We start from the raw sequence: 26019 nt of genomic DNA on the forward strand, positions 1-26019 counted from the left end.
AACCCACACGCTATCTCGTGCTAGTGGCGGTTGATATTATTAATAAACCAGCGATGCCCTACACACCATTTATTTACCTGCCGACTACAACATCAACAATTAATTCACCCTATTCACCTAGTATTGCTAGATTTAGAAAATAACAACTGGTATAACAGGTATACATCTAAAGCAGTGTTATCCATCTTTGTGTATTAAACTCTGCTAAAAATAATAGGAATACCCGCTATGCATCGCCTTTTTTTAATGCGCTTACGTACTCATTCATTGCGAGCTTTACATGTTATTTTTTGCCTTATGGCAATCTTGCTTGGCTTAACTTCTCAAGCGTATGCTGGCGAGCGCGTTGCACTACACTGGAGTGAACAAGCCGCGCCAGTAGAAGCCGTTTCTCGCTATGCGCCTCTAGTTGGGGTACATAATGAATTACTAATAATTGCTGGCGGAATAAGCACTAACAACTCCCGTAGTAGCGCACCCAAATACCTCAGTTCAATATGGCTTGCAGAGAAAAACCCTAATCAGCCACGTGCTTTAAATTGGAAAAAAGCAGCCATAAAGCTGCCTTCACCACGTGCTTATGGGGCCTCTGCCTCTTTTGAAAATGGCATAGTACTGCTTGGTGGCAGTGATGAAACTCATACCTTTAACGACACTTTGCTAGTGCGTCGTAATCAGGCATCTGGCATAGAAATGCATACATTGCCTGCACTGCCTATTCCTATGCGTGAAGGTTCTGCTGCCTTTGTTGGTAGTACCTTATATGTACTGATAACGGCAACTGACACAGGTAAAACCACTGCACTCTATGCGCTTGATTTAACCACAGCAGCGCTAGCTACTTTTACCCAAGATAGTGAGCCAAAGCACTATACTGCAGCTGCAAACTGGCAAAAATTAACCCCTCGCCCGCAAGCAATTACATTAGTTAGCCAAAATGACGGCCGTGGAGATGTATTATTTGCTTTAGAAATGCCAAATTCCGACAGCCAAAGTTCACTATGGAAATATAATACTGATAATTCACAGCCATATTGGATGCCACAAAGCGGGTTTAACAGTGCGTTACCTAATTTACAGTTAAGCTCTGGTAATGCGCTGGCAATTGGTCAGTCTCATTTTTTAGTGTTTGCCAGTAGCGCCAACCAAACACAAGTGCTGAGCTATAACGCCATCACTAATGTGTGGGCAAAATATGACAGCATTGACCCACAGCTTTTGGCTATGCCTGTTCATCAAGCAGCAAGTTCAATAGCAGTATTACCTTGGAATGGAAAAATACTCGTTCATCAAGCCAGTAAATTTAATAGCAGCCTAAAATTGGCAGCAATAGCCGAGGCGAGTGACGCCTTTGGCTGGCAAAATATGACAGTGTTGGTGGTTTACTTATTCGCTATGGTCTTAATTGGCGTGTACTTTGTGTTTAAAAACAAAAACGTGAACGACTACTTTCGCGGTGGCCAACATATCCCTTGGTGGGCCAATGCGTGCTCTATGTACGCCACTATGCTCAGTTCACTGACCTTTGTGGGTATTCCTGCCATTGTTTACAGAACCGACTGGTTATATTGGGGCGGTATTTGGATGATTTTAGCGGTAACGCCCATTGCAGCTTATGTCGCGATGCCGTTCTTTCGTAAAATAGACGCCACCAGTGCGTATGAGTTTTTGTCACTGCGCTTTAACATGCCGGTAAGGCTGTTTGCCAGTGCGTTATTCACCTTATTTCATATCAGTCGCATGGGTATCGTAATGGCATTAACTGCGCTGGCACTGGCAGCGGTCACGCCATTTGATGCGTGGCAATGCGTATTAATCATCGGCTTATTAAGCTTAATTTATTGTACTCTTGGCGGAATTGAAGCAGTAATTTGGACCGATACCATACAAACCGTGGTCCTGCTATTAGGTGCGCTATTATGCTTTGCTTATATTGTCAGCGGTGTTGATGGTGGTATAGCAGAAATATTTCGCAGTGGCATCGCTAATGATAAATTTAGAACCCTTGATATTGATTTCAGTATGGATAGTTTTACTAAACTGTCGATTTGGGTCATCGTACTCGGTGGCATTGGGCAAAACCTATCAACCTACACCGCCGATCAATCTATCGTACAACGTTACATGACCACTAAAGACGTCGCCTCTGCCCGCAAATCAATTTGGACCAATGGTATTATGGCACCGGTAGCGTCTGTACTGTTTTTTATCATTGGTACTGGCTTGTATGTTTTTTACCAGTCGAATCCCGAAAAACTCGATCCAACCAAACAAATTGACCAAATATTTCCGGCTTTTATTTCCAGCGAACTGCCGATTGGTATTGCAGGGCTTATCATTGCTGGTATTTTTGCGGCCGCACAGTCCACCGTATCAACCAGTATGAATTCGATGTCGACTACCCTCGTAACCGACTTTATGCGCCCTTTTAACCTTTGTCGTAGTGAAAAAGGCTATTTAAATGCAGCGCGGCTGTTAACCCTATTGGTAGGCATTTCTGGCACTTTGGTTGGCTTGTTATTTATTAGCCCCGAAATCCGTTCGTTAATGGAAGAGTACTTTAAAGTAGTGGGTATGTTTATGGGCGCACTCGGTGGACTATTTATTTTGGGAATTATAAGCACCCGAGCCAATGCCTCTGGTGCCATGGTTGGGCTATTTTTTGGTGTAATAACTATGCTACTCGCCTGGGTATTTGAACTAGTAGAAGGCTACCTATTTGGCTCCATTGGCATCTTAAGCTGTATTTTGGTGGGCTACCTTGCCAGTGCCTTATTTAGCAATAAACCGGCTAATAGCTTAAACGGCTTAACCATTCATACCATGAAGTGAACGGCTAGCTGCAGCCGTTTAAACCACTATTATTTAACCCTTGCAGCCGAGGAGTTTTAAATGAGTACTGTGCAACCTTCACTGACACACAACACAGTGATCCGCAATATTTTTGAGGCCGAAACAGAGGGCTTTGGTAGTTATCGTATTCCGGCATTATTGCCTATGCCAGATGGTAAACTACTGGCATTTTGCGAAGCACGTGCGATATTGTCAGATCATGCTCACAATAAAATCGTACTAAAAACCAGCCAAGATAACGGCACAAGCTGGAGCGAGCAAATTCTGGTAGCCGATGCTGGCGATAATGCCTTAAATAATCCTTTGGTTGTAATTGATGCAAGCTCAGGCGATATAGTATTAATGTACCAAGAGTATCCCTATACCACAGCCGATGCAGTAGCAGATCCCGCAGCATGGGTGTCGCATGCTGGGCAAAATTTTCCGTCTAATGTACACGAAGGGGCAGTAGAAACTGGCTACCAAGGGCGCATCTGCCGCACCTTTGTGCAGCGCAGCAGCGATGCGGGGCTAACTTGGTCAGCAGCCGTCGAAGTCACACGGCAAGTGAAACGCCCTACTGAGGTGACTTGCTATGCTGGGGGGCCAGGAATTGGTATTCAACTCCGTACCGGACAGTATAAAAACCGTATTATTATGCCCTTCACACAAGGTCCTTGGGACAATATGAAAGTGTACGCGGTATACAGTGACGACGGCGGCTATCAATGGCAATACGGTGAGGTAGCGCCTGCTGCAGTTAATGAACATGCCAATGAAACACAAATGGCGGAACTATCCGATGGCCGAGTGATCCTCAATGCCCGCAGTTACCAGGGTAATTACTTGCGCAAAACCGCTGTTAGTGACGATGGTGGAATCAGTTGGTCTGCACTGCGCGACACTCCAGATTTACCCGAGCCCGAGTGCCAAGGTAGCATTATTAGCTTGCTGCACAATAGCCAACATAGCGGCTTAGCTTACTGTGGCCCAGTAAACCCAACGCAACGCAGTGAAGGGGTACTAAAAATAAGTCAAGATGATGGCAGTAGCTGGCAACATGCAGCTTCTGTATATACTGGTTCATTTGGCTATTCTTCTATTTGCCAGCTTGGCAGTGGTGAAATTGGTGTGATGTTTGAACGCGATAACTATAACGCTATTTCATTTGCACGCGTGAGCTTACATAACCATACAAGGTAAACCAGCCTTTCCCTCATAACCCCCTCGGCTAGCTTCGTGCTAGCCGCATTAACCTCGTTGTTAGCCGCAGTTAATAAATAACCTAAATAAAATTAATAATGTAGCGACTTTCATGTAAATAAACGGTAAAAAAATAAATTTTAACTTTGACAATTTAAACTGCCAAATGGTAAGTTGGTATAACAGGTTGATGGCATACTTGTAGCTGCAGTGCTTTGTTGTACTTTTTGTAATCACACAACAACGCTAGTTATGAATAAACATCTAAAAATAAGTATAATTTTGGGGATATCATGATGAAATCAAAAACGTTCGTTAAGTCACTACTGGCGATAAGTATTGCTTCGCTAGCCACCTCTACGCTTGCTGCTGATGAACAAGACATCAAAGTAAACGCAAAAGTAGAAAAAATTATTGTTACCGGCTCACACATTAGTAAAGGCGATTTTGAGTCTGCTTCTCCGGTAAAAATACTGGACGCTGATGATATTGAAGGTGTTGGTGCTGTTAATGTTGGTGATTTACTGGCTAAAATGCCATCAGTGGTTGGCGATACTACTTCTGCCAGCTCTAATATCAGCGAGCAAGATTCTGGTTTAAATACCGTTGCGTTACGCAACTTAGGCTCTTCGCGGACTTTAGTATTAGTTGATGGTAAACGTTATGTTTCCGGTATGTCTGTAGGCTCTGGCTACGGCGTTGATTTAAACACGATCCCCACCACTATGATTCAAAGCATTGAAGTACTTACTGGGGGGCAATCTGCCGCCTATGGCTCTGATGCGGTTGCCGGTGTTGTTAATATTATTTTAAAGAAAAACTTTGATGGCGTGGCATTTAAAGCGCAAGCTGGCCGCAGCGGCAAAGGTGATAAAGACACCACAGATATCGAATTTTCAATAGGTAAAAACTTTTCCGACGGTAACGCGTGGTTGTCTGTGGGTTATTCTGAAGATGACGGCTTAATGGCGCGTGATCGTGATTACTCGCGCGTTCATAAAGATGCGGTAGACACCGATGGTGACGGTATCAGAGACACCTCTGCCTATGTCGGTTCGTCGCATGTTTATGGTGGCCGCATTGATAAATACAATGGCGATGGCAGCTTATTTACCCGCACTGACGACCCTGCTACATCAGATGCATTTAACTTTCACGATTTCCGCTCAATGATAGCGCCCCTTACACGACACTTTATTGCCAGTGGTTTATCGCTGGATTTAAATGAAAGATCACGCATGAACTTTACGGCTAACTATGCGCGTGTCGATTCGCGTGCACGTTATGAGCCGATTCCGCTTGATACTCGAAACGATATCTTTAAATTATCTAAAGGTGGCACAACCGGTATCGATATCGCAACCCACCCATGGTTTGCAGGAACGACGCTGGGTAATAACTTACTTAACGACGGCATCACGAATCTTGACGATGCCAGTTTAACATTCAGACGCCTCTATGAATTTGGTGACCGGGGTGCAGAAAATACTCGCAGCACATTTAGAGTTGCCGGTGAATATGAGTATGATATTTCAAATGATATTTACTTGAAATTAAGCGGTACTTACGGTGTTACTGACCAAAAACAAACCAACCACGGTGACATTAACTTAGACCGCGCTCGCTATGCATTAAATGTTGAAGACAATGGCGCAGGCGGCTATCAATGTGCCGACGATATTGCGCGCATTAATGGCTGTGTGGTGTTTAACCCGTTTGCACTTGATGGTATTTCCCCTGAAGCCGTTGATTATTTAGCTGCTGATACCAACTTAGAAGGCAGTATTGAACAAGTTGTGGTGACTGCTGTTGTTGCTGGTGCGTTAGACTTTGCTGTTAGTAATGACGTTGACGATATTGGTTTTGCAGCCGGGGTTGAGTACCGTGAAGAAAAAGGCCATGAAACTCCCGACCCATTACGCCAAGCCGGCATTGTACGTGGCGCAGCCATTGCAAAAACCAAAGGCTCATTTGACGTTGTTGACGTGTTTGGTGAGTTGCATATTCCACTACATGAAAAATTAAGCTTATCTGCTGCGGTACGCTTTGGTGATTACTCATCGGTAGGTAGCACCACAAACTGGACATTAGGGTTAGATGCACCAATTACAGACAGCATTCGTTTACGTGGTGCGGTAGCAACAGCAGTACGTGCACCTAACGTAAGCGACTTATACGCAGGGGGTACTGCAACTGCAGCACTGGTGACCGATCCATGTGATGGCCTAACCAATGCAGACACAGGTAATATTGCGGTAAACTGTCGCTCGGTTGCCGCTATTCAAGATCGTATCGATAGCGACGGCGCATTTAACTTAACGCAAGTAGAACGTCAAAATACCGCTGGTTTATTAAGCGGCTCTACCGACGTTAAAGAAGAAAAAGCCGATACTTTCACAGCCGGTATCGTGTTTACGCCTGAGTCAATTTCTGGCTTACAAATGTCACTTGATTATTACGACATTAAGATTGATGATGCCATCGCTAAAACAGACCGTACCGTTATCTTAAACCGTTGTTACTCTGCAGATCCAAGTAACTTTGATGCAAACTGTAATGGCTTAGTACGCCGTGATGGTCGCTCGGGTGCTGCACTGGACGTCAATGCTGCATCTGGAAACGAAAACCTAATTGAAACTAAAGGTCTTGATATTGATGTATCATATATGACTGATTTAGGTGATGGCGACTTGTACGTTGGCTTTGCTGCAAATATTTTAGATACTTACAGCATTACTGGCCTTGAAACTGGTGACAAACAAGAACTTGCCGGTGAAGTATTGTTCCCAGAACTGCGCTTTAACATTAATGCCTCTTACACAATTAATGACTTCAATATGTATTGGCAATTACGTTACTGGGATGAAACAAAAGACCGTAACGATAACACCGTGTTGACTGAAGAGCTTAATTCTATTGACTCACAAGTTTATAATGATGTGCGCTTTAGCTATAACTTCACCAACCAAATTAATGCTTACTTTGGTATCACTAACTTATTTGACGAGCAACCGCCACATTTAACAGCGGGTCATAAGTATCAACAGCAAGGGACATTAACCAACGGTACTGCATACGATTTAACCGGGCGCGCCTATTACGCCGGTGTTAAATTAAACTTTTAGTCATCCAACTCGCTTAAGTAAGCCGTTTGATACCTTAAAGTATTAAATGCAAGGTGGGCTGAACTTTCAGTCCACCTTTTCCCACTGCAGCACAAACCGAGAAGACTTTCATGATCACTACATTAATCGCCGATCAACTGTTTGATGGCAAAACACTGCACGTTAACCGCCCAATCAGTATTGAAGATGGCAAAATCATTGCGTTCGATACCATCAAAGGCGCCACTGAAAAAAAAGTAAGAGGTTTATTAACCGCCGGATTTATTGATACACAAGTTAATGGCGGCGGCGGTTATTTACTTAATCAAGATACCAATTTACATACCTTAAAAGCAATGAGCACGGCGCACGCTAAATTTGGTAGCAGCAGTTTGCTACCCACACTTATCACCAGCAACGTGCAAAAAATAGCGCAAACAGCCGACTTGATCAGTAACGCTATTGCACAACATACCCCAGGGATTATTGGAGTGCATTTTGAAGGGCCGCACATTAGCGAGCCTAAAAAAGGCATTCATAGCGGTGAACAAATTCGCAGCTTATCTCAGCAAGAGCTAGATATATATTGTCGTGATGATTTAGGCATAAAAATAGTTACACTCGCCCCAGAAAATGTCAGCTGTGAAATCATTAAAACCTTAGTCGCTCACAATGTGCATGTCTGTTTAGGGCACTCAAATGCGACCTTTGAGCAAGCACAAGCAGCCTTAGCTGCGGGCGCTACAGGCTTTACCCATTTGTTTAATGCGATGTCAGCACTTGAGTCGCGCGCACCGAATATGGTGGGCGCCGCGTTACTCGATGAACACAGCTGGTGCGGGCTTATTTTAGATGGTCATCATGTGCACCCAAGCTCAGCTAAGTTAGCGTATAGAGCCAAAGCAGCGCATAAAATGATGTTGGTTACCGACTCAATGTCGACCATAGGCAGTGAGCAAAGCCAATTCCATTTCGATGGTCATGACATTAATTTAATTGGCGACAAACTAACCAGTAATAGTGGTCAATTAGCAGGTTCAGCATTGAATATGATCACAGCGGTGAATAACGCCACACAAATGTTAGCTATTCCATTAACCGATGCCCTTAATATGGCCAGTTTATATCCCGCAGAGTTTTTAGGCATTGCAGACACGCGTGGACAGTTAAGCATTGGTGCTAACGCCGATTTAACCCTTCTTTCTACAACAAATTCGTCGCCCCGTGTAGTAAATACATGGATTGGCGGCAAAGCACTATTTTAAAATTACAGAGGCTTGAAATGAATAAATTAACTGGGCTGATTGCAGCCCCCCATACTCCATTTGATAACAATGGCGATGTTAACTTACCGGTGATTGACCAATTAGCAACATTACTTATCAAACAAGGCGTTAAAGGCGTTTATATTTGTGGTACAACGGGCGAAGGGCTTAATTGCTCGGTTGCCGAGCGTAAAGCGGTTGCGGAGCGCTGGGTAGCCGCGGCGCAAGGGAAGCTAAGTATTACTGTGCATACCGGTGCATTGTCAATTGTTGATACGCTGGAGTTAACTAAACACGCTGAAACACTGGATATTTTCGCAACTTCTATCATTGCACCTTGTTTCTTTAAACCGGGATCTGTTGATGAATTGGTGGATTACTGTGCTACTGTCGCAGCCGCTGCGCCCACCAAAGCATTTTATTACTACCATTCAGGTATGTCAGGCGTGATGTTCGATATGGAGCAATTTTTAATTAAAGCCGACAAGGTTATTCCTAACCTTGCGGGTATTAAGTTTAACCATGTTGATCTGTACGAATTCCAACGCTGTAAACGCGTGTGTGACGGTAAGTTTGATATTCCATTTGGTGTTGACGAATTTCTTCCTGGCGGCCTAGCAGTAGGTGCTATCGGTGCTGTGGGCAGTACTTATAATTACGCAGCGCCCCTTTACTTAGATATTATCGAGGCGTTCAATAATGGCGATCAACAAACAGTAACGGCATTAATGGATAAAGTAATTGCGCTTATTCGCCCACTGGTTCAGTACGGTGGAGTCGCTGCAGGCAAAGCTGCAATGCAACTGCATGGCATTGATGTAGGCAATCCTCGTTTACCAATTCGCGCACTAAGTGATGCCGAAAAGCAAGATGTGGTTGCAAAAATGCAAGCCGCAGGCTTTATGGATCATCAACCTGCGTAATAACCACTAAGTAGTGCACTGCTTCTTAGCGCACTATTGGGAGTTAATGTTTTGTTATCCCGTTATTAGCCGCATTTATGCGGCTTTTTTTATAGCTATAAAGCTAAATTATCACTAATAATGTGTTGTAATAATTGCCAACTTTGCAAGTTCTCATTAAAACTAGGAAACATTGTAAAATGATCAATACCCGCTAGAACATGGAACACAATATTAGCTTCGTTACTGCTGCTTACAAAACTAATAGCCTGTTTTATATTAACTTCTTTGTCTTTATCGCCATGCATAATTATATATTTTACGCTATTGTCAATTAACTGTGCGGGGTTACAATTTTTTATACGACTATGCCCATCAGCAAATTCACCAGCTAATAATTTTACTATTTGTTGTGGTTGCCCTAAATCATTGCGGCGCCTTAAATCAAGCACCCCCGCAATAGCAATGACTGTTTTTATAGCTAAGTACTCGGCTTTGTACAACGCTGAATTTTTATCTATCATACCGCGGGAGGCCGCCCACGTTGCTAAGTGTCCACCTGCTGAATGACCAATAATCATCACATTGCGTAAATCTAATTTATGCTCTGTCGCCAAGGTGGTTAAAAAATCGATGCCTTGTGCAACATCATTAAAAATACTGGGCCATGGCGCACTCACATTAGCGCCGACACTATTCATACGGCGATATTCTAAATTCCATACCGCGACATTTTTATTCGCTAAATATGCAACAATCTGTTTAGTTGGGTAACTGTCTAAACTATGGTTATCTTTCCAATAACCGCCATGAACCACAATAACAACGGACAAAAACGCATCATTTTGTGGACGAAATAACTGACCAAATTGTTGTGAGTCCGCCCCATAGTGATAGATGTGCATGTTGAATCCTAATTAATTTTGTAAATCAGCAGTTGTGTTAAAAGTGCACCGCTGGTATAACAGCTACACCAGAGTACATCAAAACCTTGTCTTTATGGAATAAAAATAATAATGATGTATTACTCATCACTAATGCACACAGCTTGAAAGGAATAATATGAAAGTACTTGTAGGGGCGTACGCATCAGTGCCATCAGACGCTAGCTGGGATCAACAGGCTGAGCAATTATTTTACCGACAACTAAAAAATAATCCGTATATTGATGGTTTAGAAATTCCATTTACAGGTAAATTGCATAAATTTGATAATGACTGGTTTTATGCTCAGTTAGATGAGCGTTGGCGCTATGTTATTACCTGTATTCCTGGCACGATGGGAGAGCTTAGTAAAGACCCGCATTTTGGTATTGCGTCTAATAATGAAGCGGGCCGCCTTAAAGCTATTAACTTTTATAGGCAAGCCAATCAAGCAATAAAACAACTCAATAACCACTTTAACAAACCTGTGGTGACACATATTCAAATACACAGTGCACCGACGTTAAATGCGCAGGCATCCTCATCAATAAGCGCATTAGTTAAATCGCTGCAGGAACTACAAAACTGGGATTGGCACGGTGCTAAACTAGTGCTTGAACATTGCGATGCACAACGTGAAACTTACCCCAGCGAAAAGGGCTTTATGCGTTTAGAAGATGAAATCAGCGCCTTAACAATAGCCAACCAGCACGCTAAGCATACATTAGGCATTACAATAAATTGGGGACGCTCTGCAATCGAAGCACGTAGTGCTGATGGTGCTATACAGCATATGGAGCTTTGCATAAAAGCAGGCTTACTCACTGGGCTGATATTTTCTGGAGCCAGCAGTCAGTCGGCACTCTACGGCAGCTGGAAAGATAGCCATATGCCGCCACAAATAAACACTTTTGATCAGCCTATAAACAAAGATTCGGCGCTCAATGAGCGTGAAATAAATCGCTGTATGCAGTTGCAGCAATTGGCTAATTTAGACTTTGTTGGCTGTAAAATTTCGATTTTGCCACAGCAACAATCGTTAGCAAATAGAGTACGCTACATCGAAGAAACAGTGGCGATGATAAACCACGCGCGTTTGTCTATTACCACTAAATAAGGGTATTTTTCAGCTAAAAATTAGCGAACTCCCTATTTTATGGTACGATAGGGTAATAGCTAAACAATTGATAGGTTTTTAAATGACATTAAAAGTTACTCGCCCAGTTGAACGAAAAAAATTATCTGAAACCGTTGAAGAAGAACTCGAGCGGATGATCAGGCAAGGTGAAATCGCAGAGGGTGATGCCTTACCATCAGAAAGAGAGCTTATGGCTGCTTTTGGTGTTGGTAGACCATCAATTAGGGATGCACTCGCAGCACTTGCACGCAAAGGTCTTGTAAAGATAAGTAGTGGCGAAAGAACCCGAGTTACCCGCCCATCCGCAGATACAATAATTGCTGAACTATCAGGGATGTCTAAAGACTTTTTGGCTCAACCAAATGGTTTAAAGTATTTTGATCAGTTAAGACGTTTTTTTGAGTCAAGCCTTGTAAGGCATGCAGCAGCATCAGCGACACCTAGCCAAATAAAAGAACTGGAAGAAGCGCTAGAGTTAAATGGAAAGTCTATCGAAAATGATAGTCAATTTAGACGGACTGATATTTATTTTCACCGTGTGATAGCCTCTATACCTGGTAACCCTATCTTTTTAGCTGTTCACCAAGCCTTAATGGATTGGCTAATTGACTCGCGTCCAGATCGCATTAATACCGCGGAATTAAATAAAAAAAGTTATGATGATCACGTAGCTATTTTTGAGTGTATAAAAAATGGTGATGTTGAGGGCGCAGATGCGCAACTTTCAGCTCATATAGACTATGTTTTTGATAATTATTATGGCTGATATAAGTACACTTTATAAATTAAAAAAAGGCTAATTTTAGCCTTTTTTTGTATCTTAAATGTTAAAACAATAGATTTATGCCGAACCTAGTGGTATAACAGGTATACACTACAAACAGGTATACAGTTGCACTATGAGAAAAATAATTACATTTTTATTGCTTCTAGCATCAAGCCATTCATTTGCGCAAACACAGTTAAACTGGCACCCCATAAGGGGGGGAGCTGAACACTTAACAGTAAATAAAAATACAGTTTACTTCGCAAATAATGACTCGGTATTTATTTCAAATAGTCATTACAACAAACTGATTAAATTTGATCTAACAAACAATAATATTATCTCACTGCTCCCCCTTAGCCCGACTGAGGGTAATAGAGCCGCAGCGATATCTCTACAATATGGCAAGAAAACGTTTATATTAGGAGGTGAGTTAGATTCGATTCAATCGACTATGGTAAATGTGTTGCAGTGGAATGAGTCATCTAAAAAATTAGTGTCTTCTCAGTTTACTAATTTACCGCGTCCACTTAAGCAGATCAGTGCACAAATATATGAAAATAATTTATATGTAGCTGGCTTCGACCAACAATGGTATTTTTTTAAGATTGCAGTTGATAGTGAACAGCGTAATTGGACTCAGATCAACAGCGATATATTTACATCAACTAGTACTCGCCAATTAAAGTTAGCAATACAAAATGATGGAAAAAATGACCGAATTTATGCCATTTCTGAAAACTATCCATCTAAAAGTTATGACGCTAGCTCAGCGTTACTTATGCATATGTTTAACCCTGACACCAATACTTGGATGCCCATCGTTAATCGTACAGCTAGTCAACTTGTTGAGACAAACTCGTTAATTTATGCTTCCGCTTTAGGCCAGTCGCATTTATTAATTATTACAAAAAATGGTCACGCTAAATCGTTTAATACCATCACAAAAGCCTGGTCAAACTATGAAAGCTCAAATTATACATTTCATAACATAGTGGCTAATAGAGCGCACACTTATGCTCTAGTCACCGATACCATCACCGCTAAAACAACACTCGTTAAAGGCAATATTAACAATACAGCTCGTGAATTTGGCTGGCAAAACATGCTGGTATTAGTGGTTTATTTACTCTCAGTTGTTATGGTTGGTTTATATTTTATGTTTAAAAACAAAAATACCGATGACTACTTTAGAGGGGGGCAATCTATTCCTTGGTGGGCAGCAGCCTGCTCAATCTATGCCACTATGTTAAGCTCATTAACCTACATAGCACTGCCCGCCATTGTGTATCAAACAAACTGGGTACTGCTGATTGGCATTTGGATGATTATTGCCGTTGCTCCAATTGCCGTTTATGTTGCTATTCCATTTTTTAGACAACTAGATGCCACTAGCGCCTACGAATTTTTATCAAAACGATTCAATATGTCAGTACGCCTTTTTGCCAGTGGTTTATTTACATTATTTCATATTGGTCGAATGGGTATTGTAATGGCACTTACTGCGCTGGCTTTATCTGCAGTTACACCAATTAGTGCAACTGAGAGCGTGTTAATTATGGGCGTATTGTGCTTATTGTATTGCACTTTAGGTGGCGTAGAAGCAGTTATTTGGACTGATACGATTCAAACGGTAGTACTACTAATTGGGGCTGTAGTCTGCTTTTTTGTTATTATTGCTGGGTTGGATGATGGTTTTACAAGCTTCATTCAAATAGGCTTTGCAGATGACAAATTTACCATTGTAAACACCGACTTTAGTTTTGAAAGTATTACCACTTTATCTATTTGGGTAATAATTCTGGGTGGAATTGGGCAAAACTTATCAAGTTATACGGCCGATCAAGCCGTTGTTCAAAGATACATGGTTACTAAAGATCCGGCTGCTGCTGCAAAATCTATTTGGGCCAATGCTATTCTTGCTGCCCCTGGCGCCTTATTGTTTTTCTGTATAGGTACGGGCTTATATGCGTTCTATCAACTTAATCCTGAAAAACTCGATCCGAGTATTCAAATAGACCAAATTTTCCCTACTTTTATTTCTAATGAGCTCCCTATTGGGGTAGCTGGGTTAATTATTGCCGGTATTTTTGCAGCTGCGCAATCAACGGTTTCAACTAGTATGAACTCAATTGCAACCACAGTACTTACTGACTTTGTTAGGCCATTTAACTTCGTTAAAAGCGAGAAAGCTTATATGAGCCTAGCGAGAATTTTAACATTTGTATCGGGGGTTTTAGGCACGCTTGTCGGGCTTATATTTATTGATCCTGAAATCCGTTCACTAATGGAAGCTTACTTTAAAGTTATCGGTATGTTTATGGGGGCACTTGGCGGTATTTTTATACTCGGTGCATTGACCAAAAAGGCAAATTCGATTGGCGCTATTGTTGGCATTATTAGCGGAGTGAGCTTAATGATTTCAGCCTGGAAATATGGCTGGGCTAACGGCTACTTGTACGGGACGATTGGCATTCTAACCTGCTTAATTGTTGGCTACTTTGTTAGCTTACTATTTCCTGCCCACAATAAAGATTTAACCCGATTAACCTTGTTTACAATGAAAGACTAAGCAATATCAAGAGTGAAAGTTATGAAAAATTACGCATTAGAAAACGAGTTAATTAATCAGTTGAAAAATAGCTTAATTGCATCATGTCAGCCTGTAGATAATGGCCCAATGGATAAACCTGAACATATTGTTGCTATGGCATTGGCAACACTTGCGGGAGGTGCAAAAGCATTGAGAATAGAAGGGATAGAAAATGTACGTGCGGTGGCAAAAGTAGTAAATGTCCCGATTGTTGGTATTGTAAAGCGAGATCTTGATGATACTGAAATTCGAATTACACCTTATGTTGAAGATGTAATTGCGCTTGCGCAAGCTGGTGCCACCATTATTGCTTTTGACGGTACAGACAGACCGCGACCAGTGGATAGATTAACGTTATTAGCTGAAATTCATAACCAAGGCTGTATTGCGATGGCTGACTGCGCCGATTTTACTGACGGTAAACTGCTGCATGAGGCTGGCTGCACCTTTATTGGAAGCACCCTCTCGGGGTATTTAAATTTAGCACAAACACCCGATGAGCCAGACTATCAGCTCGTCACCGAGTTGGTCAGTGCGGGTGTGAATGTTATTGCTGAAGGGCGATATAACTCACCAGAACGTGCAGCAAACGCTATAGCCTTGGGTGCACTGTGTGTGACGGTTGGCTCAGCAATTACCCGTGTAGAACATATCACCAGTTGGTTTGTAAATAGTATCAACAATGCTCAGGACGATGCTTAAATATGGATATTGCAATTGATATTGGCGGCACCAAAATAGCGTGTGCCCTTATTGATAATGACCAAATTGTCGACGCTATAAAAGTAGACTCTATCATTCATACAAATATTGATGATTTAGCACCCTATGTATATGCACAAATTAAACATTGGGTGGTACAAGCACGCTCAATCAATATTGCCTGTACTGGCCAAGTGAGTCCTGATGCTGTTAATTTTTTATCAGTGCGTCGACAATTACCATTACAGGCTCAGTTTCGCAGTTTAACGGGTCTGCCTGTCACCATTATTAATGACGCCTCTGCAGCTGCTTGGGCAGAGTACGTATTAAATGAGCAACTGAATAATAAAAACTTTATTTATATCACCGTCTCAACAGGTGTTGGGGCAGGTATTGTTTTTAACAACGATATAATAACCTGCGCCGATGGGTTTTGCGCCCACTTGGGTCACACCACAGTTAAAACCTTATCAAATCAACACTACGCTTGCCATTGTGGCCGAGAGAACTGTGTGGAAGCGATTGCCTCTGGCACTGCTATTGCAAAATATGCAAGCCAAGCATTAGACAAAACGATCAGCGCAAAAGATGTATTTACAGACTACGCTGAGCACCCAGATATTATGCCTATTATTAACAATGCCGCTGCAGCCGTAGCCGAACTTATATTTAATATGAAAGCTACTTTTGGTAATAGCAATGTTGTTATTGGGGGCAGTGTCGGCTTAGCACCATTATTTTTTAACAAGGTGGCGGCAAAAATTCAACACGCACCCGAGATTTATCAAGTCAATTTACTAGCACCTAAATCGGGTGCCAATGCCGATGTTATTGGTGTTCATCACTATGCTAAAAAACAATTAAGCGAGAACTAAAATGCAAGTACTTATATTTGATGATAAAGCCGCTGTTGCCAACAATGGCGCTGAGCTTATTAAAAAGTTAATCAATACTAAACCTAATGCCAATCTAGGACTTGCAACTGGTAGTACGCCTGTTGATTTATATAAACAGCTAATAGTAAAGCATAAAAACAAAGAGGTTTATTTTAGCCAAGTCAGCACCTTTAATTTAGACGAGTATTACGACATTGATGAAAATAGCATCAATAGCTACCGTTACTTTATGAATGAACAGTTGTTTAATCATATAGATATCGACCCAAAAAACACCTTTTTACCCACCTGTAATCGTCATCAAGATCCAAGACAACAAGGGACGATGTTTGAAAAAAAAATCACAGAGCTGGGCGGAATTGATCTGCAATTACTCGGTATTGGTGGCAATGGGCATATTGGCTTTAATGAACCTTCATCCAGCTTTGCATCACGCACTCGCATTAAATCTTTAGCAAAACAAACAATACAAGATAATAGCCGACTATTTACGCCCCAAGAACCGCAACCAGATATGGCAATGACCATGGGAATTGCGACCATCATGGAGGCAAAATATGTGTTATTAATTGCCACCGGTAAAAATAAAGCACAAGCAATACAAGAGATGGTAAACGGTCCTTTATCAGCCAGCTGCCCAGCATCTATATTACAAATGCACCAAAATGCCATAATAATGGTCGATAATGAGGCGGCCAGCTTGCTAGATAATAAAGAATACTTTACGTGGGTGAGTCAACAAAACCAGGAAATTAACGACTCTTATGGTTATTTCCCTGATTTATAAACTAAGAGAGTTTGATGTACTGACCACAACTTAATACACCAAACGATGCCCTTAACCCATCAATCTCACATACTTCTCTGCCAGTTCGTCCACACTTTCTCGATGATTAGGGTCGGGCTTTATACAATCAATGGGGCATACACTGACGCACGTTGGCTTGTCGTAATGACCCACACATTCGGTGCATTTTGCAGGATCTATTTGGTAAATTTTAGCGCCCATATAAATGGCTTCATTTGGGCACTCTGGATCGCACATGTCACAGTTAATGCATTTGCTGTTTATTAATAAAGCCATGAATTACCCGTTAAACAGCTTGTTTGAAAGGATTACGGGTGTCTTGGTTTTCATCCAAGTTGCGCATAAGTATCGCGTGCTCTAAATCAATGTTGTCAGGCAGTCGGATTTTTACGATATGGCCAGAGCCTTTAGCATCAGTAATACTTTCGCCTTTTTTGTTTTCCATACTCTCAAGGGTAAAGCTAATATTGCCTTTTGGCGTCATTAGCTCTAATGAATGACCAACACAAAATTTATTTTTTACATCTATTTCAACTAAACCATTAACATTACGACCAAGTACTTCACCTACAAATTGCTGCTTGGTAGAAACTGAATGGCCGTATTCGTAATTTTGATAATCTTGATGAGCGTGGCGCTTTAAAAATCCTTCGGTGTAACCGCGGTGTGCAAGGTTCTCAAGGGTTTTAAATAAGTCTGCATCAAATGGTTTACCTGCAACGGCGTCGTCAATCGCTTTACGATATACCTGTGCTGTACGGGCTACATAATAAAATGACTTAGTGCGCCCTTCTATTTTAAGGCTGTGCACGCCCATTTTTGTTAGCTGCTCTACATATTGCACGGCGCGTAAGTCTTTTGAGTTCATGATATAAGTACCATGCTCGTCTTCAAATGCGGGCATATATTCACCCGGGCGACCTTGCTCTTCTAGCATAAATACATCGTTACTTGGTGCGCCTTCACCTAACGTAGGTATAACCGTTTTAGGGTCAATTTTATGTACCATTTCACCGGTTTCGTTCTCAGTGCCAGGTTTAACATCATACTCCCAACGACATGCATTGGTGCAGGTGCCTTGGTTGGGATCGCGTTTATTAATATAGCCTGAGAGTAAACAACGCCCTGAATAAGCCATACACAGTGCACCATGCACAAATACTTCTAGTTCTGTTTCTGGGCACAGAGCACGAATTTCGCTGATTTCTTCAAGCGATAGCTCGCGAGACAAAATTACCCGCTCAATACCTTGTTTTGCCCAAAACTGTACGCTTGCGTAGTTCACTGCATTGGCTTGAACCGACAAATGAATTGGCATATCGGGCCATTTTTCACGTACTAGCATAATTAACCCAGGATCTGACATAATCAATGCATCGGGTTTCATGGCAATAACAGGTTCTATATCACGTAAATACGACTTAACTTTTGCGTTATGTGGGGCAATATTCGACACTACATAAAACTTTTTATTCAGCGCATGTGCTTCATTAATCCCTATTTGTAATGTATCTAAATCAAATTCGTTATTGCGAACCCTTAAACTGTAACGAGGCTGACCGGCATACACAGCGTCGGCACCATAAGCAAAGGCATAACGCATGTTTTTTAAGCTACCAGCAGGGCAAAGTAGTTCAGGAATAAACGGGGTTGAGGAAGTAACAGCTGACATGTGCGCTCCATACATCGAACCGGGTTCAAGCCGGTTGCATGAATAATTATACCAACCCGCAATAATACTTAATCATTTTACGGGGCTAAACATGTCGCTACCTGCGTTAAAAAAATCTCATTTACGACTGCATGGATGCAGAAGGTAGAGCAATGCAGGAGCAATTGCCGAGAACAACTAAATAGCAATTTTTTTGCCTAGCTATCAACACGTTTTTCCAGCCTCAAAATAGACCACTTAATTAAGCGAATTGGTATTAAGGAAAATAAACCGCGCAAGTATAATGAGGGGGCAAAAGAGAAACCTTGATCAAGATCATCAAAATTTCCTTCTGCGCTAATAAATGAAGAGCAGCAGATTTAAGTTATTTTATACTGCTTAATTGGTTCGAGAATTGACTAACGGCATCAACAACTTGTTGCGCGCCTTTTTTAATATCATTCATCACATGGCCCGACTCATTAGAAAGATCTAATCCTTGCTGAGCTTTGTGTTTGCCTTGCTCTATTACAGCCACCGTTGATTGGGTTAAATTTTGGTTTTGCTGTACAACATCCACAATCTTTTCGGTAGCTTTACTGGTTCTTGAAGCGAGTAAACGTACTTCATCGGCGACTACGGCAAACCCACGGCCTTGCTCACCAGCACGCGCGGCCTCAATAGCCGCATTAAGCGCCAATAAATTAGTTTGATCAGCAATGCTGCTAATACTCTGCACTATGCTCGCAATAAGTTGCGATTGTTTATCTAATGCTGAAATTTCTTGAGCAGCTTGCTCCATTTGCACCGACAGTTCGTTCATAACCTGTACAGTTTTTTGTACCACCTCCGCGCCTTTATCCGCGTTATTGTCAGTTTCGATAGAGGTGCCATGCGCAATATTTGCCGCTTGCTCTGTAGCCATTTCTCTTTCTACTTGATCAGTGATCACCGTAGCAAACTTTACTACTTTGTAGAGCTCATTGGCTTCATTAAAAATCGGATTATATGATGCTTCTAACCACACCTCATGACCGTGCTTATCAATACGTTTAAATCTGCTCGCAATAAACTCGCCATTGCGCAACCGTTGCCAGAAGCCTTGATACTCTTTACTACTCGCTTCTTGTTCGTCACAAAACATAACATGATGCTTGCCCACCACGTCTTGTCTTGAATAACTCATACTTTTTAAAAAGTTGTCATTAACACGTAGAACTATACCCTGAGTATCAAACTCAATAACCGCTGTTGAACGATGCAATGCTTTGATTAAATCTTCGTTTTCTCTCGAGCTTTCAATTATTTGTGTAAGCACAGTGCAATGCAGGGTTAAATACTCAAGCTGACCTTGCTCATTTTTTATCGGGTGTAAAATACAGCGTAACCAATCTCGTTGTCCGTTTTCGTGAGATACTTGAATAGCGCCAGCAAAATGTTCGGCTTTACTTAACGCTTTTTTAAAGGCATGAAAATCAGCGTTATTTCTCGCATTTTCTGAAATGAAATCTAAAATGTTTTTATTAATTATTTTATTATTCGAGTAGTTAAACTCCCGCTCAAAGTTTTTATTTTGTCTTAAAATAGCGCCTTGTTTATCAAGCTCTAATACCAGCATTTCACTGTCTAAACTTTGCTTAACCTGCTCCCTCACAGAAAGCTTACTTTGTAAATCAGCAACTTGAGCTTTTAAAGATTGGTTGAAAAACATACTTTTACCTTAAAGTTTGCATGTATTCTTCATGCATTTGGAGTCGATAGACGCATTGACAATCGCTATGACTAAAAATAATACAAATCAGATGCAGCACTGATTTATAAACTCATATTAACGTTATAGCCACTTTTTTAGTTCAGTAAGTATAGGTTGTTAAATTAAAATATTCGTCAACGTAGAATAAATTAGGTTTTTTCGACTAAAACGCGTATAATTCGCGCCCGTTAATATTCAACCTTTTATTTAAATTATTGGAGCACAAAGATGGCTTTAGAGCGTACTTTTTCAATCGTAAAACCTGATGCAGTTGCTAAAAACCACATCGGCGCAATCTACAACCGTTTCGAAACTGCGGGTCTTAAAATCGTTGCAGCTAAAATGGTTCACCTTTCACAAGAGAAAGCTGAAGGTTTCTACGCTGAACACAGCGAACGTCCTTTCTTTGGCGCTTTAGTATCTTTCATGACTTCTGGCCCAGTAATGGTTACTGTTCTTGAAGGCGAAAACGCTGTTCTTAAAAACCGTGAAATAATGGGTGCTACTAACCCTGCTGAAGCACTAGCTGGCACTTTACGTGCAGACTACGCTGATAGCATCGACGAAAATGCGGTTCACGGTTCTGACGCTGTTGAATCTGCTGCTCGCGAAATCGCGTACTTCTTCGCTGACGAAGAGCTTTGCCCACGTACTCGTTAATTCGAGTTCACAGCTAACCCTGTGATGCAAAGTATGAAAAGGGCTTTCGAGCCCTTTTTTAGTCATTAAGTAAAGTATTAGCCATTTCTTTTTGATGTTTTACTTAATGATTATAGTGGATGAATTGTGTACAATTCGTCCTTGTAAATTTTTACCATCACCGCCACCGATTGAGGTTGTTACATGACCGAGCAAAAAAAGATTAACTTATTAGATTTAAACCGAGATGCAATGCGAGAGCTATTTGTATCATTCGGTGAAAAGCCATTCCGTGGCGATCAGGTGATGAAATGGATTTATCATTTTGGCGTAGATAATTTCGACGAAATGAGTAACGTAAACAAAAAGCTAAAAGAAAAGCTTAAAAATGAATGCGAAATTGTTGCACCAGAAATATCAGTTCGCCAACAAGCCAGCGACGGTACCATCAAATACGCACTCGTGTTAGAAGGCGGTCAAGAAGTTGAAGCAGTTTGGATCCCAGAAAAAGATCGCGCCACCTTGTGTGTATCTTCTCAAGTGGGCTGTGCACTAGAATGTACTTTTTGCTCAACGGCACAACAAGGCTTTAACCGTAACTTAAAAGTGTCTGAAATTATTGGCCAAGTATGGCGTGTAGCCAAAGATATTGGCCTTGATGGAAACAGTGAAAAGCGCCCTGTCACTAACGTCGTGATGATGGGTATGGGCGAGCCGTTACTTAACGTTAAAAACGTGGTACCGGCGATGGAATTAATGATGGACGACTGGGGCTTTGGTTTATCTAAGCGCCGCGTTACATTAAGTACTTCGGGTGTAGTACCTGCCCTTGATTTATTAAAAGAAAAAATCGACGTAGCGCTGGCTATTTCACTTCACGCCCCTGATAACGCACTGCGTGATATTTTGGTACCAATAAACAAAAAGTACCCAATCGAAGAGTTTTTAGCTGCGTGTCGTCGTTACATTGACGGTTCAAAAGCCAATAAAGATGTGACTATTGAATATGTAATGCTTAACGGTGTTAACGATAGTACCGATCAAGCTCATGAACTGGTTAAAACGTTAAAGGGAACGCCCTCGAAGGTTAACCTTATTCCATTTAATCCATTCCCAGGTAATGAATATACTCGTTCAAGCAACAGTCGAATTGATCGCTTCTCTAAAGTATTACAAGCTGCGGGTATTACCTGTATTGTTCGTCGTACTCGCGGGGACGACATTGACGCTGCCTGCGGCCAGTTAGCTGGCGATGTTGTAGATCGTACGAAGCGTATGGCGAAAAAGAAAATGCGTGATGACAATGCAATTGCAGTGAATATTCATCAAGCCTAATTTTTTGAGTAATCAAAAGCCTTTGTGATATATCGTTTATTTTTAAATAAATGATGCAACACAAAGGCTTTGAGGTAAGATAGAGGTTATGGATATAAATAAAGAGACAAAGTAATGCGATCTTTACTTACGTTAGCACTATCAACACTGTTTTTAAGCGGTTGTGTTACCGAGAATAGTTACAACGGCAGCGATAAACCGGTCCTCGAGAATAAAATTAATAACGATGGTGCAGCTCGCACGCGCATAGCATTGGCATTACAGTATTTAAATACAGGCAATAACTCTCAAGCGAAATATAACTTAGAACGTGCCAGCGAGTACGCCCCAAACTTACCCGAAGTACACTACTCTTTAGCATACTATTACCAACAAGTTGGCGAGAACGGATTAGCCGACAAAGCCTATCAAAAAGCGTTGGCCATTAAGCCAAATGACCCTAACACCTTAAACAACTACGGCACGTTTTTGTGCAGTATTAATGAGTATGACCGCGCCACCGATCAGTTTTTAAAAGCGATTGAAATACCCAGTTATATTCGTGTAGCACAAAGCTATGAAAATTTGGCTCTATGTGCCATTGAGTTTAACGATTTCACCAACGCCGAAAGCTATTTTCAGCAAGCACTAAACCATAGTTCACAACGCGCATCTACATTAATAAGCTTAGCCGCTTTATATTACGCAAAAAGCGACTTGTACAAAGCCAGCAACTTAATAAAACGTTATGACGATACCGCGCAAGTTTCTTCTCGCGCTTTATTGCTTGGCTATTTGGTTAAACAACGAATGGGCAGAATTGAAGAAGCAGAAAAAATTGCGACGACCTTATTACAAACCTACCCTAGTAGTATGCAAGCTAACGCTATTCGCGATAACCAGTTAAGACGAACAGAATTTGAAGTACTACGTGAAAAATATCGCCAAGCACAGTTGGATGAATTACAAGAAAGCAATAATAACAATCAAATTATTGCTGAGCCGAAAATAAAGGTTATTCGTAAAAAAAGCCCAGTACCGGCTTCAAATAGCGAAGCGTCAGGTGAGCAAACAAAAAAAATACGCTAGATAATTACACACCTTTTAGCTGTAAACCAAAATATAGCCTTGAGGATGATGTGTAAAAGCCTGTTTTAGGGTAAAGCAATTTAGCATTTCAGTGTGATACAATGCTAGACTACTACGAATAAGGTGTATTAAAGGACTTAAAAACACATAAATTTTATCTAAACACGGTATAGTTTTTAAGATATTTCATGTAGTCCCTTTTTATAGTGCGCCTTAGCAACAAGAATTAACGAATACCAAAAAATAAAAACGAAGTCTTACTCTAGTTGTTAAGCCAAAACATAAACTTTTACTAGTGGATCCAAACTGATACACATTATGAATGAAGATAATACACAACCGCAGAACGATGAACCCTCTGTAGGTCAAATACTAAAAACACATAGAGAAAATGCAAACATTAGCATTGCTAAGATTGCCTCATTATTAAAGTTGACTGAATCGCAAGTTGAGCATATTGAAAACGACGAGTATCATTTACTAGGCGCAAAAACATTTGTTAAAGGCTACATAAAAAATTATTGTCGCACGCTAAACATTGATAGCACTGCTATTTTAACTATGCTGCCAGCCTATAGTGCTTCAGATAAGCCTGTAGATATGCAAAGCTTTTCAAGACGTACAGAAAAAGAAGCGCATGACAGCCGACTAATGACGGTAAGTTATTTAATTTTAGCCATTGTTATTGGCTCATCTGCTGTATGGTGGTGGCAAAATGCAATGCCTATTGATGAACAAACTGACACTATTAATGCAAATAACTCGCTCATCTCGGAGCAACAAAAAAGCACAAAACTGTTAGCAGAAGCTGCCGATGAAGCACAATCAAATGAGATTGAGCCTGCACCACAAGCAAACTCAAGCGTATTCAATGAACAACAAACAATTCAGGCTGCTCCCCTAAACGATGCACAAAGCCAAAGTGAACCAACAAGCAGTGATTTAAGCACTATTATTATGATGTTTAATGACGAAAGTTGGGTTGAAATCCACGATGCCAACGATGAGAAAATTGCATTTGGTGTAAAAAAAGCAGGCTACGAAATGACCTTGACTGGTGTAGCGCCTTTTTCAGTGGTATTAGGCAAGCACGATGTTGTTCGTATTACCCTAAATGGTGAGCCAGTTGATATTTCGGCTTTTCCTAAAAACCGTTTAGCTAAATTTAAATTACCCTTAGCAGAGTAGTCGCTATGTTTTCAGAATCTCCTATAAAACGCAGAAAATCCACCCGCATTAATGTGGGTAATGTTCCAATTGGTGATGGTGCACCAATTGCCGTGCAGTCAATGACCAACACAGACACCATGGACATTGATGCCACTGTAGCTCAAATTCAAGCGATTCAAGATGCCGGTGCTGACATAGTACGTGTATCTGTACCGACCATGGATGCAGCTGAAGCATTTAAAAGTATTAAAGAGCAGGTATCGATACCGCTGGTTGCTGATATTCACTTTGACTACCGCATTGCATTAAAAGTAGCAAAGTATGGTGTTGATTGTTTACGTATTAACCCAGGAAACATTGGCAGTGAAGAACGTATTAGAGCTGTTGTCGACTCAGCCCGTGAGCATAACATTCCGATTCGTATTGGCGTAAATGGTGGCTCACTTGAGCGCGACCTACAAGAAAAATACGGCGAGCCAACACCTGAAGCTCTACTTGAATCTGCTATGCGTCATGTAGATATATTACGTCGCTTAGACTTTGACCAATTTAAAATTTCGGTGAAAGCATCAGACGTATTTTTAGCGGTTGGCGCGTATCGTCTACTTGCAAAAGAAATCGATCAGCCACTGCATTTAGGTATTACCGAAGCAGGCGGCATGCGCTCTGGTTCAGTTAAATCGGCCGTTGGTTTAGGGATGTTATTGGCTGAAGGTATTGGTGACACGCTGCGTGTATCATTAGCAGCGGATCCAGTTCAAGAAATAAAAGTAGGCTTTGATATATTAAAATCATTGCGTATTCGTTCTCGCGGCATTAATTTTATTGCTTGCCCTAGCTGTTCGCGCCAAGAGTTTGATGTAGTAAGCACCATGAATCAGCTTGAAGAGCGTTTAGAAGATATTATTGAGCCAGTTTCAGTGTCAGTCATTGGCTGTGTGGTTAACGGACCAGGCGAAGCATTAGTGAGTGATATTGGTCTTGCCGGCGCAAACCGTCGCTCAGGTTTATACATTAATGGCGAACGCCAAAAAGCCCGTATTGATAACAATAATATTGTTGATCAACTTGAAGGCTATGTACGCGATTTCATTGAACAGAAGCAACAACAAACTCCAATCGACATAAAAATCGTAGAGTGATGTGTTGTTACAACACTATGTATTTAAATGACCTTTTTTAGTCGCGGTATTCACAACGTAGTATAAATTACGTACGCTCCGCTACGCTCGCAATTACCTTATAGTTAAGGTTATAATGCAGGGTCGATT

19 protein-coding genes and 2 pseudogenes are annotated in these 26019 nt (G+C 41.3%); 16 read left to right on the forward strand and 5 right to left on the reverse strand.

What is annotated here, in order from left to right:
• The first annotated feature begins 228 nt into the window (after positions 1 to 228).
• The 5 genes from CWC14_RS03355 to CWC14_RS03375 all read left to right on the forward strand — a co-directional run bounded on the left by CWC14_RS03355 (position 229) and on the right by CWC14_RS03375 (position 9327).
• Positions 229 to 2832: a sodium:solute symporter family protein gene (locus CWC14_RS03355; protein ID WP_138561285.1), complete on the forward strand. Its 2604-nt coding sequence runs from the start codon at positions 229 to 231 to the stop codon at positions 2830 to 2832.
• Positions 2833 to 2892: 60 nt separating this feature from the next.
• A complete protein-coding gene (locus tag CWC14_RS03360; RefSeq protein ID WP_008108698.1) occupies positions 2893 to 4035 on the forward strand; it encodes a sialidase family protein in 1143 nt (380 codons plus the stop codon).
• Positions 4036 to 4328: 293 nt separating this feature from the next.
• Positions 4329 to 7160 (forward strand): TonB-dependent receptor plug domain-containing protein, encoded by a 2832-nt coding sequence (locus CWC14_RS03365; protein WP_138561287.1) that lies wholly within the window; start codon positions 4329 to 4331, stop codon positions 7158 to 7160.
• 110 nt (positions 7161 to 7270) lie between these two features.
• Complete coding sequence (nagA, locus tag CWC14_RS03370; RefSeq protein WP_138561289.1) at positions 7271 to 8404, forward strand: N-acetylglucosamine-6-phosphate deacetylase; 1134 nt, start codon at positions 7271 to 7273, stop codon at positions 8402 to 8404.
• A gap of 17 nt (positions 8405 to 8421) precedes the next feature.
• Complete coding sequence (locus CWC14_RS03375; protein WP_008108691.1) at positions 8422 to 9327, forward strand: dihydrodipicolinate synthase family protein; 906 nt, start codon at positions 8422 to 8424, stop codon at positions 9325 to 9327.
• A 95-nt stretch (positions 9328 to 9422) separates the two neighbouring features.
• On the opposite strand, the gene CWC14_RS03380 is transcribed toward CWC14_RS03375, so the two are convergent.
• Complete coding sequence (locus CWC14_RS03380; protein ID WP_138561291.1) at positions 9423 to 10211, reverse strand: alpha/beta hydrolase; 789 nt, start codon at positions 10209 to 10211, stop codon at positions 9423 to 9425.
• A gap of 157 nt (positions 10212 to 10368) precedes the next feature.
• Between CWC14_RS03380 and CWC14_RS03385 the strand changes: the two genes are divergently transcribed.
• The 6 genes from CWC14_RS03385 (at position 10369) to nagB (ending at position 17111) form a co-directional block, all read left to right on the forward strand.
• Positions 10369 to 11346: a DUF4862 family protein gene (locus CWC14_RS03385; RefSeq protein ID WP_008108687.1), complete on the forward strand. Its 978-nt coding sequence runs from the start codon at positions 10369 to 10371 to the stop codon at positions 11344 to 11346.
• Between the two features lie 82 nt (positions 11347 to 11428).
• The gene (locus tag CWC14_RS03390) at positions 11429 to 12133 is read left to right on the forward strand and encodes a transcriptional regulator NanR (protein ID WP_008108685.1); all 705 of its coding nucleotides are present in this window, start codon (positions 11429 to 11431) and stop codon (positions 12131 to 12133) included.
• A 133-nt stretch (positions 12134 to 12266) separates the two neighbouring features.
• Complete coding sequence (locus tag CWC14_RS03395; RefSeq protein ID WP_249928683.1) at positions 12267 to 14705, forward strand: sodium:solute symporter family protein; 2439 nt, start codon at positions 12267 to 12269, stop codon at positions 14703 to 14705.
• A 21-nt stretch (positions 14706 to 14726) separates the two neighbouring features.
• Positions 14727 to 15428, forward strand: a complete 702-nt coding sequence (locus CWC14_RS03400) for an N-acetylmannosamine-6-phosphate 2-epimerase (RefSeq protein ID WP_138561293.1) — start codon at positions 14727 to 14729, stop codon at positions 15426 to 15428.
• A 2-nt stretch (positions 15429 to 15430) separates the two neighbouring features.
• Positions 15431 to 16303 carry an ROK family protein gene (locus CWC14_RS03405; RefSeq protein WP_138561295.1) on the forward strand — a complete coding sequence of 291 codons (873 nt, stop codon included), beginning with the start codon at positions 15431 to 15433 and terminating at the stop codon, positions 16301 to 16303.
• A gap of 1 nt (position 16304) precedes the next feature.
• Positions 16305 to 17111 (forward strand): glucosamine-6-phosphate deaminase, encoded by an 807-nt coding sequence (gene nagB, locus CWC14_RS03410; protein WP_138561297.1) that lies wholly within the window; start codon positions 16305 to 16307, stop codon positions 17109 to 17111.
• A gap of 51 nt (positions 17112 to 17162) precedes the next feature.
• Here nagB and CWC14_RS03415 read toward each other — a convergent pair whose 3' ends face one another.
• From CWC14_RS03415 to CWC14_RS20030, 4 genes and pseudogenes are all read right to left on the reverse strand, one after another.
• Positions 17163 to 17408: a YfhL family 4Fe-4S dicluster ferredoxin gene (locus tag CWC14_RS03415; protein WP_138561299.1), complete on the reverse strand. Its 246-nt coding sequence runs from the start codon at positions 17406 to 17408 to the stop codon at positions 17163 to 17165.
• Positions 17409 to 17418: 10 nt separating this feature from the next.
• Positions 17419 to 18804, reverse strand: a complete 1386-nt coding sequence (gene trhP / locus CWC14_RS03420; protein WP_138561301.1) for a prephenate-dependent tRNA uridine(34) hydroxylase TrhP — start codon at positions 18802 to 18804, stop codon at positions 17419 to 17421.
• 364 nt (positions 18805 to 19168) lie between these two features.
• On the reverse strand, positions 19169 to 19708 hold the full coding sequence (locus CWC14_RS20025) for a methyl-accepting chemotaxis protein (protein WP_502705418.1): 540 nt from the start codon (positions 19706 to 19708) through the stop codon (positions 19169 to 19171).
• A gap of 12 nt (positions 19709 to 19720) precedes the next feature.
• Positions 19721 to 20494: pseudogene (locus CWC14_RS20030) on the reverse strand (PAS domain S-box protein); the annotation flags it as partial.
• A 270-nt stretch (positions 20495 to 20764) separates the two neighbouring features.
• Here CWC14_RS20030 and ndk point away from each other — a divergent pair.
• The 5 genes and pseudogenes from ndk to ispG all read left to right on the forward strand — a co-directional run bounded on the left by ndk (position 20765) and on the right by ispG (position 25890).
• Positions 20765 to 21196, forward strand: coding sequence for a nucleoside-diphosphate kinase (ndk, locus tag CWC14_RS03430; protein WP_008111339.1), 432 nt, complete (start codon positions 20765 to 20767; stop codon positions 21194 to 21196).
• Positions 21197 to 21379: 183 nt separating this feature from the next.
• Entirely contained in the window at positions 21380 to 22510 is a 1131-nt protein-coding gene (gene rlmN / locus CWC14_RS03435; RefSeq protein WP_010389431.1) for a dual-specificity RNA methyltransferase RlmN, read from the forward strand.
• A 114-nt stretch (positions 22511 to 22624) separates the two neighbouring features.
• Positions 22625 to 23524, forward strand: a pseudogene (pilW, locus tag CWC14_RS03440) (type IV pilus biogenesis/stability protein PilW); the annotation flags it as partial.
• Between the two features lie 372 nt (positions 23525 to 23896).
• Entirely contained in the window at positions 23897 to 24766 is an 870-nt protein-coding gene (locus CWC14_RS03445; protein WP_138561305.1) for a RodZ domain-containing protein, read from the forward strand.
• A 5-nt stretch (positions 24767 to 24771) separates the two neighbouring features.
• Positions 24772 to 25890, forward strand: a complete 1119-nt coding sequence (gene ispG, locus CWC14_RS03450; protein ID WP_008111348.1) for a flavodoxin-dependent (E)-4-hydroxy-3-methylbut-2-enyl-diphosphate synthase — start codon at positions 24772 to 24774, stop codon at positions 25888 to 25890.
• The last annotated feature ends 129 nt before the right edge of the window (positions 25891 to 26019 follow it).

Source organism: Pseudoalteromonas sp. S3260 (assembly GCF_005886925.1).
GTDB lineage: Bacteria > Pseudomonadota > Gammaproteobacteria > Enterobacterales > Alteromonadaceae > Pseudoalteromonas > Pseudoalteromonas tetraodonis.

Excerpts from the sequence above, each read along its gene's own strand:
- CWC14_RS03355 (WP_138561285.1), top strand. The coding sequence starts at position 229 with ATGCATCGCCTTTTTTTAATGCGCTTACGTACTCATTCATTGCGAGCT.
- CWC14_RS03360 (WP_008108698.1), top strand. The coding sequence starts at position 2,893 with ATGAGTACTGTGCAACCTTCACTGACACACAACACAGTGATCCGCAAT.
- CWC14_RS03365 (WP_138561287.1), top strand. The coding sequence starts at position 4,329 with ATGATGAAATCAAAAACGTTCGTTAAGTCACTACTGGCGATAAGTATT.
- nagA (WP_138561289.1), top strand. The coding sequence starts at position 7,271 with ATGATCACTACATTAATCGCCGATCAACTGTTTGATGGCAAAACACTG.
- CWC14_RS03375 (WP_008108691.1), top strand. The coding sequence starts at position 8,422 with ATGAATAAATTAACTGGGCTGATTGCAGCCCCCCATACTCCATTTGAT.
- CWC14_RS03380 (WP_138561291.1), bottom strand. The coding sequence starts at position 10,211 with ATGCACATCTATCACTATGGGGCGGACTCACAACAATTTGGTCAGTTA.
- CWC14_RS03385 (WP_008108687.1), top strand. The coding sequence starts at position 10,369 with ATGAAAGTACTTGTAGGGGCGTACGCATCAGTGCCATCAGACGCTAGC.
- CWC14_RS03390 (WP_008108685.1), top strand. The coding sequence starts at position 11,429 with ATGACATTAAAAGTTACTCGCCCAGTTGAACGAAAAAAATTATCTGAA.
- CWC14_RS03395 (WP_249928683.1), top strand. The coding sequence starts at position 12,267 with ATGAGAAAAATAATTACATTTTTATTGCTTCTAGCATCAAGCCATTCA.
- CWC14_RS03400 (WP_138561293.1), top strand. The coding sequence starts at position 14,727 with ATGAAAAATTACGCATTAGAAAACGAGTTAATTAATCAGTTGAAAAAT.
- CWC14_RS03405 (WP_138561295.1), top strand. The coding sequence starts at position 15,431 with ATGGATATTGCAATTGATATTGGCGGCACCAAAATAGCGTGTGCCCTT.
- nagB (WP_138561297.1), top strand. The coding sequence starts at position 16,305 with ATGCAAGTACTTATATTTGATGATAAAGCCGCTGTTGCCAACAATGGC.
- CWC14_RS03415 (WP_138561299.1), bottom strand. The coding sequence starts at position 17,408 with ATGGCTTTATTAATAAACAGCAAATGCATTAACTGTGACATGTGCGAT.
- trhP (WP_138561301.1), bottom strand. The coding sequence starts at position 18,804 with ATGTCAGCTGTTACTTCCTCAACCCCGTTTATTCCTGAACTACTTTGC.
- CWC14_RS20025 (WP_502705418.1), bottom strand. The coding sequence starts at position 19,708 with ATGGCTACAGAGCAAGCGGCAAATATTGCGCATGGCACCTCTATCGAA.
- ndk (WP_008111339.1), top strand. The coding sequence starts at position 20,765 with ATGGCTTTAGAGCGTACTTTTTCAATCGTAAAACCTGATGCAGTTGCT.
- rlmN (WP_010389431.1), top strand. The coding sequence starts at position 21,380 with ATGACCGAGCAAAAAAAGATTAACTTATTAGATTTAAACCGAGATGCA.
- CWC14_RS03445 (WP_138561305.1), top strand. The coding sequence starts at position 23,897 with ATGAATGAAGATAATACACAACCGCAGAACGATGAACCCTCTGTAGGT.
- ispG (WP_008111348.1), top strand. The coding sequence starts at position 24,772 with ATGTTTTCAGAATCTCCTATAAAACGCAGAAAATCCACCCGCATTAAT.